Genomic DNA, 9,372 nt, shown 5'->3' with positions numbered 1-9,372 from the left:
CACCCGACCCTTCCCCCATCTTTTGATGTATCCATTTGAGGCAGGCCGAAAGACCGCATGACCGAATCCCCCCTTGTCTGGCCTGATGCCACCCGCGCCGGCGCTTTTTCTGCCTGGCTGCAGGCCCATGCCTCCACCCACGGCCTGCTGCCAGAAACGGTGCAGCCCGCATCGGCCGACGCCAGTTTCCGCCGCTATTTCCGGGTGCTTACAGCCGACGGCGGCAGCTGCATCATCATGGACGCCCCGCCCGCACAGGAGGACTGTGCGCCTTTTGTCAAGGTCGCCGGACTGATGGCCGACGCCGGGCTGAATGCGCCGCGCGTGCTGGCCTGGGACCAGGCCCAGGGCTTCATGCTGCTGAGCGACCTGGGCGCCCGGACCATGCTCGAGGTGATCGAGCAGCAGCCCGAAGCCAACAAAGCCCAGCGCGCCTACGACCTTTACCGGGAAGCGGTCGATGCGCTGGTCCGCTGGCAGCTGGCCTCGCAGCCGGATGTCCTGCCGCCCTATGACGAAACCCTGCTGGCGCGTGAGCTGGCCCTGTTTCCCGACTGGTATGTGCAGCAGCACCGGGGCATCCCGGTGGACAGCACCCTGCGCGGCAAGCTCGACGGCCTGTTTGCGCAAATCATGGCCAGCAACCTGCAGTCGCTGGGCGGCGCACGCGTGTTTGTGCACCGCGACTTCATGCCCCGCAACCTGATGGTTCCGGAAAGCGGCGAGCCACGGCTCGGCGTGCTCGACTTCCAGGATGCGGTTTACGGCCCCATCACCTACGACATCGCCAGCTTGATGCGCGACGCCTTCATCAGCTGGCCGGAAGACTTTGTGCTCGAGATCACCGTGCGTTACTGGGAGCAGGCGCGCAAGGCCGGCCTGCCCGTAGGGGATGATTTCGGCGAGTTTTACCGGGCGGTGGAATGGATGGGGCTGCAGCGCCACCTCAAGATTCTTGGCATTTTTGCGCGCCTGACCCTGCGCGACGGCAAGCCGAAATACCTGGCCGACACGCCACGCTTCATCACATACGCACGTGCCACCTGTGCCCGCTACCGCCAGCTCGGGCCGCTGATGGTGTTGCTCGACGAGATTGAAGGCAACGAAACCCGGGTGGGCTACACGTTTTGAGTCTTTCGTTCAATGCAGAATTAGGTCCTAGCCCTTTGTTTATAAACGCCTACAGCTACTTATTTCATAGCAACATGCAAGCTCTGGAGAGCCGGCCATGACGCCCCGCTTCTATGCCGACCTGCCGCTGCGCACCGGCGACTCGCTGGCCCTGCCCGATCGCGCCGCGCGCCACGTGCAGGTGCTGCGCCTGCAGCCCGGCGACGTGATCACGCTGTTCAATAGCCAGGGCGGCGAGTTCCAGGCGACGATTGAACGCATGGGCCGCAGCGACGTGCAGGTGCGGGTCGACGCCCACAGCGACGTGGAGCGCGAAACCCGCCGCGCCGTGCACCTGGTCGTGGGCATGCCGGCCAACGAACGCATGGACTGGCTGGTCGAAAAAGCCAGCGAACTCGGTGCCGCCAGCATCACGCCCCTGATGGCCGAACGCTCGGTGCTGCGCCTCAAGGGTGAACGCGCCGACAAAAAGGTCGCGCACTGGCAGGGCGTGGCCATCGCCGCCTGTGAACAGTGCGGGCGCAACCGCCTGCCGCCGGTGCATGCGGTCGACACGCTCAGCGACTGGCTGGCCGCGCTGCCGCCCGCCGCGTCGGCCGCGCCCAGGCTGCTGCTGTCGCTGCGCGCCGACACGCAGCCGCTGGCGCAAGCCCTGGCCGCGTATGACAGCGCAACCCCCGTGACCCTGCTCAGCGGCCCCGAAGGCGGCCTGAGCCTGGCCGAAGAAGACGCCGCGCTGGCGCGCGGCTTTGTGCCGGTGACCCTGGGCCCGCGTGTGCTGCGCGCCGAAACCGCGCCGCTGAGCGTTTTGGCCATGTTGACAGAATGACACCAATGAACCGGCTTGCGCCTTTGTCCTCAGAATTGTCAGGCGTCATCGGCCTGGAAGGCGAAGCGCCGCTGGCCGACTACTTTCGCGATGCCGACCACGCCAGCGATTCACCACTGGCCTGGCAGATCGAACAGCAGGCCGCGCAGATCGACGCCTTGCGCGGCCTGTTCCACGGCCCCGCCGGGCTGGTTCGCCTGCGCCTGTGGGTGTTCATGACCCTTATGGGCCAGGCCCAGGCCGCCCTGACACGGGAAGAGCTCGATCAGTTGTTTCACGCACTGCGTCCGGAGGCACTGGACACCGTACTCAAGCGCTTTCGCGACGTCGGCCTGCTGAGCTGGGACGAAACCCAGCGCCGCCACGGCATCACGTCCCTGGCGCAACAACTCACGGCCCTGCTGAGCCCACTGACCAGCGGCGCCAGCGAGGACGAGTTGGCCGGACTGCTGGGGCAGGTGGTGGGCGCCAACCGCCTCGGCACGCTGGACGGCCGACAAGTGCAGATGTTGCAGGCCCAGCTGGAGCGCCAGCACAGCGAGTTCCAGGATGCAATCGCCAGCGGCTCGGAGTTTCGCCTGCGCGAGGCGCGCAAGCGCTACGATCGCGCGGCCCGGCTGATTGACCGGGCCTCGGAGGCGATCACGGCCATCATCAGCAATTCGCGCGGCCTGGTGGCCCTGGAAAAAGCCGCGCGCGGCTTGGGCCAGGCGCAGTCGCGCCTGCTGGCCATGGCCAGCCAGTTCAACCGGGCCCTGCAGCAGGTGGACAGGCAGCGCGTGACACTGGGCACCACCGGTATCACCAGCACCGACGTCAAGCTCTGGCTGCAGACCCTGGCTTCGCTGGACAGCTTGGCTGGGCAGGCCATGGGCCGACCTGTCAGCCTCGCCGCGCTGGCGCCGCACGAGATGCTCGACGTCACCGAGGCCGAGTTCGAGCGCGACCGGCCTCAAGCCGGCGCCCCGGAACCCCTGCCCGCCGCCCAACCCGCCCCCGAGGGCCTGCTGGACACGGTCGCGCTGCCGCAGGAACTGGCCGAGCTGTCCTCGCTATTGGCGCAATGGGGCCTGCAGGCCGGTCAGGGCAACAGCGCGCCGCGGCTGCTGGCCGACACCCTGCTCGGCCCGGCCGACACCCCCTCGCGTTACGCCCAAGTGGCCTACAAGGCTCAGCTCCTTCCCCTGCTCGGCGACGCACAGGCCCAGACCCTGGCCGGACCCACCGGCGATCTGGCGCGCCAGCCCTGGCGTGCCGAGTGGGGCAACGAGCTGCAGGCGCACGACCATCCCGCCGTCTCGCACCTCACGCAAGGGCTGCTGCACCCCGCGCCGCCGACACCCACCGAAACAACTCACGCCGCCCAGCCCCATGAGTGACCTGCCGGACGACGCCAGCCTGCTGATTGCCGAACTGCTGGCCTGCAAATACCTGGCGCGCACCCACACGCGGGTGCGGCGGGCGCTGTCGGACGCCGAGCTGTTTCGCCAGGTGGAGCAGCGGCTGGCGCAGGTCGGGCTGCGCTGGGTGGACAACATCTATGCCGACCATGTCTGCCTGGCCCTGCTGCCGGCCGCGCAGGCCGGCGTGCTGGGCGAAGCCGGGCTCAATGGCAACAACAACCTGGACCTGCCGCGCGACGCGGTGGCGCTGCTGGTCGTGTTGTGGGCCCTCATCATCCTGCCCAAGCGCGAGCGGCAGACCAGCCGCGTCGATGCCGAGGTGCCGCAAAACGAGATGTTTGCCGGCAGCAAACCCCTGCCGTCCGCACGAAGCACCAGCCCGGTGCTGTCGTACAAAACCCTGCTGGAAGACTACGGCAACCAGCTCGGCAAGAAAACCCGGCTGGACAGCAACCTCAAGCTGCTCGAGCGCCACGCCTTCATCCTGCGCAAGCAGGACGACATCGCCGAAGGACCGCTGCTCGACGTGCTGCTGAGCTACGACGTGCTGGCGCCGCGCATCCTCGACGGTGCGCTGGCTGACGTGCTGGCACGCGAGCAAGTCCGGCAGGTCCAGGAATCCCAGGAGGCCGCCATCCGCGCAAGCGCCAAACCATCACCGGCACCCAACGATGTTTCATCTCCAGAGTCTTGAACTCGTCCACTGGGACTACTGCCAGCGCGTGAGCCTGCCGCTGGACGCGTCCATCATCACGATTGCCGGGCCCAACGGTTCGGGCAAAACCACGCTGCTCGACGCCATGCGCACCTTGCTGGGCCTCAAATGCTCGCAGCCGCGCGACTACAAGACCTATGCCCGCCACGCCGGCGCCAATGTGGCCTGGCTGCGGGCCGTGGTGGACAACCGGGCGCAGACGCGCCAGACCTCAAGCCGGCCCTTTGCCAAGCGCCTGCTCTACAGCGACCAGGTCACGCTGGTCTGCCGCATAGACCGCAACGGCGGCGATTGGCAGCGCCGCTACGCGGTGCGCGAAGGAGATGTCAGCATAGAAACGCTGTCCGAAACGCCCGACAAGGACCTGGGCCTGATGGGCATCGAAGCCTGGAACCGGCTGCTGTCGGCAGCCGGCCTGTCACCGGCGATCGCCAAGGTGCTGTCGCTGGAACAGGGGCAGACCGACCGCCTCTGCGAATACAGCCCGCGCGAACTGCTGCGGCTGGTGTTCGACGTGTTTGGCGACCAGGAGGTGCTCAGCGCCTATGACACGGCGCGCGAGCACCAGCAGCAACTGACCCGCGAGATGGCGCAGGCCGAACGCGAGCTCGACCACGGCAAGGCGCAGCTGGCCGAGCTGCAGAACAAGGTCACGCTTTACAACAACTGGCAGCACAAGGTGCAGGAACGCGAGCGCCTGGCCACTGAGGTGCTGCCGGTCCTGCAGTGGTATGGCGATCGCCTGGATCTGACTCGGCGCAGCCGCGAACACCGCAAACAGCGCCAGCAGGTCCTGCAGGCCAAAACCGAGCGCGCACAGAAAAACGCCGAGTTACTGGCCTTGCTGGAGGAGCGCCGCCGCACCGAAGCCGAAGCATCCCGCCTGCTCACGGAGCGCGACGACGCAGCCCGGCTACGCGACGCCACCCGCGACAGCGAACGTCCGCTGGAAGAACTGGTCCAGCGCGAAGGCGAGCTGCTGGCCCTGGTGGACAAGGAGAGTGATGCCGAGGCCTTGAACGCGCACCTCGCTACCCTGTATGCGCAAGAGCAGGAGACCCAGGCCAGTCACAGCGCTCTGCTACAAAAAAAGAAGCGTCTGGCGCAAGACCTGCAAGGACTGGAGGGCCAGAAGTCTCCGCCCCAGCCGGAAGAAGCACGGCGCTTGCGCCAGCGCCTGCAGGTCCAGGCCATAAAGCACCGCTTTCTGGCCGAAGTGGTCGAGGTGACCGACGAACACTGGCGCGCCGCCATCGAAGGCACCCTGCGGCCCCTGCGCTGGATGGTGTTGCTGGATCAGGCCGGTGACTTGGCCCAAGCGGACACCATTGCCTCTGCGGAGCGCTACCGCCATTACACGGTCGGCCCCGGCGAGGCTGTGCCGGCGGCAGCGCCCGGCTCGCTGCTGGCTCACATCCGCTTTGACGCCCGGCTGCCACGCTGGCTGATCCAGCAATTGCAAAATCTGCGCTGTGTGGACAGCCCGGCCGAAGGCCGCAAAACCACAGGCAACTGGATCACGCCCCAGGCCTACAGCTTCGACGGCCGAGGCGCCCGCTCGGTCTGGGTCGAGCCGCGCGAGCACCAGTTTGGCGCTGCCGCGCTGCAGTCCCAGCGCGACGCCCTGGAACGCGATCTGCGCCGGCTCGACGCCGAACTGGGGCCAGTCACCAATGCCCTGCTGGCGGTGAAGCGGCAAATCGAAGACTGCAAACAAGCCCTGGCCGGCCACAGCGCCGCCCAGGAGCTCGCACGGCGCAGCGAGGAATTCGCCGCCGCCCGCCAGACCTTGCCCGGCGCGAAGCAGGCGCGCATCGCAGCCGCCACGCGCTGGCAGCAGCTGGACCTGGCGTATGGCGAGGCCAAAGGCAGGCACCACCGCGCGGAATCCGACTACCAGACCAGGGAAGCCGCGCTGCGCCAGCGCTTTGCCGACGTCGACCGGCTGGCCGCTGAACTGGTGCACAAACGCAAGCAGCTTACGAACGATGTAGACACCTCCGAGCAGCGCCGCCGCCAGATTCCCTCCGCCTGGCGTACAACGCCCGCCTTGCAGGCTCTGGTGGCCACTTACCAGAATGAGGTCCAGGCCAGGCTGCGCCTGGAGTCCGTCGAGCTGGACTTGGCCCAGGACACCTGGGAAAAAGACAGCACCGTCGAGGAACGTTTCCGCCGCATGGAAGCCACGGTGCGCGACCAGGGCTTCAGCCTCGAGGACCACCAGGCCAAAAACGCGCAGGCTGCTACGGCGGTGTTCAATGCCCGCGAAAGTTACATCGAGGTGCTGCGGAGCACCGTGCGCCGCTACCGCAAAAACATCCAGGAGCTGGGCAGCCTGGCCGGCGTGGACGTCGCGGCCGACCTGCCTGCGCTGGAGAACGACGACAGCGTGCTGGCGCAGGCCGGCCTGAAGGTGAACTTCAACTTCGACGGCAAGGGCAGCATAGGCCTGAACGACGGCGAAGCCTCGGGCGGCCAGCAGGTCATCAAGTCGCTGATCCTGCTGGTGGGTCTGCTCAAGGACGAAGACAACGCCTCCGGCGGTTTTGTCTTTATCGACGAGCCCTTCGCCCACCTCGATGTACGCAACATCCAGCTCGTCGGCCATTTCCTGCGCTCCACCCAGGCGCAGTATGTGCTGACCACACCGATCACACACAACCTGGAGGTGTTCGAACCGGCCGAGATCACCCTGGTCACCAGCAAGAAGCCGCGCGACGCGCGCTGGGCACCGCCCATCGCGGTGGCCAAGCGGCGCGGCCTGCCGCAGGCGGGCGCGTTGTCCGGCAATTGAGGCCATCATGCTGATGACCGTGGCCAACGGCAAACACAGGCGCACGCGGCAGGCGACGACACCTTTCATCGGCCTGCCACCCCTGAGCCCCGCACAACGCGGGGTGCTGCTGCGCTGGCTCAAGTCTGACGCGCAGGAGCGCAGCTGGCAGGTGCTGCTCGACGCGGCCGGCAGCGAAGCCCTGGACACGGCCGATGCCTTGCTGCAGCTTCTGCTGGGAGCCGGGACGCTGGCCCTGAAGGAGGAGTTTCGCCACGGCCACTGGCAGCCCTGGCGCGTGGTCTGGTGCGACATCCACGCGCTGCAACGCGCGGCCGGGCTCACGGCGGCACCGGAGCGCGATGCCGCCCACCAGGATCTGCTGGCCAGCCTGGCGCAGCTGGCGCAGGACCACCCCGCGCTGGCCCCGGCGGTCCAGCACTGCCTGGTGACCCCGCAGCCGCGCAGTACGCTGCAGGCGCGCGCTGAACTGCTGCAGGCCCTGGCCCCATGGTGCAGCGAGCAGCGGGTCGGCCTGCGGCAGGACTTTGCCCTGGCCGCGCGCGGCCACACCAAGGCCGTCACCGCCGGTGAGTGGGCCTGGCTGGAAACCTGTCTGCCGCTCGAAACCATGGGCATCGCGCGTTTCGAGCCGCAGCTCTGGCTGGCCGGCGCCTTGTCGCTACGCCGGGAGGACTTTCTCCTGGACCTGCGCAGCATGGTGTTTTGCGGCCTGCCCAGCAAACAGTTTGCCGCACCACTGGCTGTCACGGCAGGTCCGCGCGCCTACTGGCTGATTGAAAACCGGGCCAGCTTCGAGCGTCAGGCAGCGCAGCTTGAAGCCGGCGTCTGCCTGATCTGGCTGCCGGGCCGGCCAGGGGCGGACTGGCTGACGGCCGTGGCCTGGCTGCTGGCGCAAGCACCGGCGCCCGGCCGCATCAGCTGCGACCCCGATCCCGCCGGCATCCAGATTGCCCTGAGCGCTGGCCAACTCTGGGATCAGGCGGGCCTGCCCTGGCAATGCACCCACATGGCGCCGGCGAACTGGGAGGACAGCCAGACCCAGGCCCTGAACGACTACGACCGGCGCGTGCTGGCCGAGCTGCAGCTTGACCCCGGCCTTAGCCCGGCGCTCTGCGAACTGCGCGACCACCTGCTCGCCTCCGGCCGCAAGGCCGAACAGGAAGGCTGGCTGTGACAGCCTCGTTTGTTCTGTTTTTGATAGCTGGTGGCGCTTGTCCCATCAGCGCCAACTCCTTGTTTGATTCAAATTCCCGGTCGCACCGCCGAAACGCGCCCCAGCGCTCTATACACTCTGCCCCATGAACCGCAACCTATGGCTGCTGGCGGTCTGCCAGGGCCTGTTTCTCACCAACAACGTCACCTTCATCGCCATCAACGGCCTGGTCGGGCTGAACCTGGCGCCGCTCGGCTGGATGGCCACCTTGCCGGTCATGGGTTATGTCGTGGGCGGGGCGCTGTCGACCGGCATCGTCGCACGCACGCAGAAGCGATTCGGCCGCAAGACCTCGTTCCAGCTCGGGCTGGTCGTGGCGGTGCTGTCGGCGCTGCTGTGCTGTTATGCAGCCTACAGCCGGAACTTCTGGCTGCTGGTGGCCGCCACCGTGGTGGCCGGTTATTACAACGCCAATGCCCAGCTCTACCGTTTTGCCGCGGCTGAACTGGCGCTGCCGGCCTTTCGCGAAAAAGCCGTCTCGCTGGTGATGGCCGGCGGGCTGATAGGCGCGATTGCCGGCCCCAACTTGGCGGCGGGCACCCGCAGCCTGACCGCCGTGCCTTTTGCCGGGGCCTACCTGGCGCTGGCCGGCGTGGCGCTGCTGGCCATGGGGCTGCTGGCCTTCGTGCAGTTTCCGCCGCCGCCGGCCCAGCACGCGGCCAGCGGCGGCCGGCCGCTGGGCGAGATCATGCGCCAGCCGGTGTTCATCGTCGCGGCCGCCGCCGGCGCGCTGGGCTTCGGGGTGATGAACCTCCTGATGGCTGCCACGCCAATTGCCATGCAGGTCTGCGGCCTGCCGTTTTCCGACGCGGCGCTGGTGCTCGAGTGGCATGTGATCGGCATGTTTGCGCCCGGCTTTTTCACCGGCCACCTGATCAAGCGCTTCGGCACGCTGCCCATCATGGCGGTGGGCCTGGCGCTCAACATGGCCTGTGTGCTGGTGGCCTTGTCGGGCGTGAACCTGCACCAGTTCCTGATCGCGCTGTTTTTGCTCGGGGTGGGCTGGAACTTCCTGTTCACCGGCAGCACCACGCTGGCCCTGACGGCCTACCGGCCGGAAGAAAAAGACAAGGCGCAGGGCGCGCTCAATTTCTGCGTGTTCGCGGTGCTGGCGCTGTCCTCGCTGGCCTCCGGCGTGCTGGTCACCACGCAGGGCTGGACGCTGCTGAACCTGGGTTCGCTGCTGCCGCTGGGGCTGACGGGGGCGGCGCTGGCCTGGCTCGCACTGCGGAACCGGGCCCTGCGCAGCGCCTGATGCGCTACTGATTCAGGAGCTGTCTGCGC

At 67.6% G+C, this 9,372-nt stretch carries 7 protein-coding genes; all 7 read left to right on the top strand.

Features of this window, described 5'->3' with window-relative positions; genetic code table 11:
- Nucleotides 1-57: 57 nt before the first annotated feature.
- The 7 genes from B7G52_RS20245 to B7G52_RS20215 all read left to right on the top strand — a co-directional run bounded on the left by B7G52_RS20245 (nucleotide 58) and on the right by B7G52_RS20215 (nucleotide 9,343).
- Nucleotides 58-1,131 (top strand): aminoglycoside phosphotransferase family protein, encoded by a 1,074-nt coding sequence (locus B7G52_RS20245; protein ID WP_096699453.1) that lies wholly within the window; start codon nucleotides 58-60, stop codon nucleotides 1,129-1,131.
- Nucleotides 1,132-1,228: 97 nt separating this feature from the next.
- Nucleotides 1,229-1,960, top strand: a complete 732-nt coding sequence (locus tag B7G52_RS20240) for a 16S rRNA (uracil(1498)-N(3))-methyltransferase (protein ID WP_096699451.1) — start codon at nucleotides 1,229-1,231, stop codon at nucleotides 1,958-1,960.
- Between the two features lie 5 nt (nucleotides 1,961-1,965).
- Nucleotides 1,966-3,339: a hypothetical protein gene (locus tag B7G52_RS20235; RefSeq protein ID WP_096699449.1), complete on the top strand. Its 1,374-nt coding sequence runs from the start codon at nucleotides 1,966-1,968 to the stop codon at nucleotides 3,337-3,339.
- Nucleotides 3,332-4,057, top strand: coding sequence for a hypothetical protein (locus tag B7G52_RS20230; RefSeq protein WP_240523552.1), 726 nt, complete (start codon nucleotides 3,332-3,334; stop codon nucleotides 4,055-4,057). Before B7G52_RS20235 ends, B7G52_RS20230 begins: the two co-directional genes overlap by 8 nt.
- On the top strand, nucleotides 4,035-6,872 hold the full coding sequence (locus B7G52_RS20225; protein WP_096699447.1) for an ATP-binding protein: 2,838 nt from the start codon (nucleotides 4,035-4,037) through the stop codon (nucleotides 6,870-6,872). The genes B7G52_RS20230 and B7G52_RS20225 overlap by 23 nt, the downstream gene beginning before the upstream one ends.
- Before the next feature lie 7 nt (nucleotides 6,873-6,879).
- The gene (locus B7G52_RS20220; protein ID WP_096699445.1) at nucleotides 6,880-8,049 is read left to right on the top strand and encodes a hypothetical protein; all 1,170 of its coding nucleotides are present in this window, start codon (nucleotides 6,880-6,882) and stop codon (nucleotides 8,047-8,049) included.
- A 124-nt stretch (nucleotides 8,050-8,173) separates the two neighbouring features.
- A complete protein-coding gene (locus tag B7G52_RS20215) occupies nucleotides 8,174-9,343 on the top strand; it encodes an MFS transporter (RefSeq protein ID WP_096699443.1) in 1,170 nt (389 codons plus the stop codon).
- Nucleotides 9,344-9,372: the final 29 nt, after the last annotated feature.

The organism is Polaromonas sp. AER18D-145 (assembly GCF_002379095.1).
Lineage (GTDB): Bacteria > Pseudomonadota > Gammaproteobacteria > Burkholderiales > Burkholderiaceae_C > Polaromonas.
Note: the sequence above shows the minus strand (reverse complement) of the source record. Positions and strands in the feature narration are given on the sequence as shown.

What these genes read in the sequence shown, in the direction of transcription:
- B7G52_RS20245 (WP_096699453.1), top strand. Translation starts at nt 58, where the DNA reads ATGACCGAATCCCCCCTTGTCTGGCCTGATGCCACCCGCGCCGGCGCT.
- B7G52_RS20240 (WP_096699451.1), top strand. Translation starts at nt 1,229, where the DNA reads ATGACGCCCCGCTTCTATGCCGACCTGCCGCTGCGCACCGGCGACTCG.
- B7G52_RS20235 (WP_096699449.1), top strand. Translation starts at nt 1,966, where the DNA reads ATGAACCGGCTTGCGCCTTTGTCCTCAGAATTGTCAGGCGTCATCGGC.
- B7G52_RS20230 (WP_240523552.1), top strand. Translation starts at nt 3,332, where the DNA reads ATGAGTGACCTGCCGGACGACGCCAGCCTGCTGATTGCCGAACTGCTG.
- B7G52_RS20225 (WP_096699447.1), top strand. Translation starts at nt 4,035, where the DNA reads ATGTTTCATCTCCAGAGTCTTGAACTCGTCCACTGGGACTACTGCCAG.
- B7G52_RS20220 (WP_096699445.1), top strand. Translation starts at nt 6,880, where the DNA reads ATGCTGATGACCGTGGCCAACGGCAAACACAGGCGCACGCGGCAGGCG.
- B7G52_RS20215 (WP_096699443.1), top strand. Translation starts at nt 8,174, where the DNA reads ATGAACCGCAACCTATGGCTGCTGGCGGTCTGCCAGGGCCTGTTTCTC.